1 protein-coding gene is annotated in these 561 nt (G+C 66.8%); it reads left to right on the top strand.

Annotation, left to right across the window (positions count from 1 at the left end; translation table 11 throughout):
* On the top strand, positions 1–561 hold a 561-nt coding region (locus AC1DX0_RS36900), incomplete at both ends, for a helicase-related protein (protein ID WP_477359610.1).

The following is a 561-nucleotide window of genomic DNA, read 5'->3' as shown; positions in this document are numbered from 1 at the left end:
TCTGCTGGCGCTCGGGCTGGCGCGGCTGCGCAGCATTGTTCCCGGCCTGCAGACCATCGGATTGTCGGCGACGGTGGCCGAACCGGATCAATTGCGGCGCTGGCTCGTCGGCCAGAACCCTGCGGGCGCCATGGCCGGGCTGATCACCGTCACTGGCGGCGCCAAGCCCGACATCTCAATCCTCGATTCGCAGGAGCGCGTGCCGTGGTCCGGCCATTCGGCCCGCTACGCCATTCCCGAAATCTATGAGGCGATCAAGCGCCATCGCACGACGCTTTTGTTCGTCAACACCCGCAGCCAGGCCGAGCTGCTGTTCCAGGAGCTGTGGCGGTCCAACGAGGATTCGCTGCCGATCGCCTTGCATCATGGTTCGCTTGATGTCGGCCAGCGCCGGCGCGTCGAAAAGGCGATGGGCGACAACGCGCTGCGTGCCATCGTCGCCACTTCGACGCTCGATCTCGGCATCGACTGGGGTGATGTCGATCTCGTCGTGCATGTCGGCGCGCCCAAGGGCGCCAGCCGGCTGGCGCAGCGCATCGGCCGCGCCAACCACCGCATGGA

It is taken from the genome of Mesorhizobium sp. P3_A9, assembly GCF_056402975.1.
Note: the sequence above shows the minus strand (reverse complement) of the source record. Positions and strands in the feature narration are given on the sequence as shown.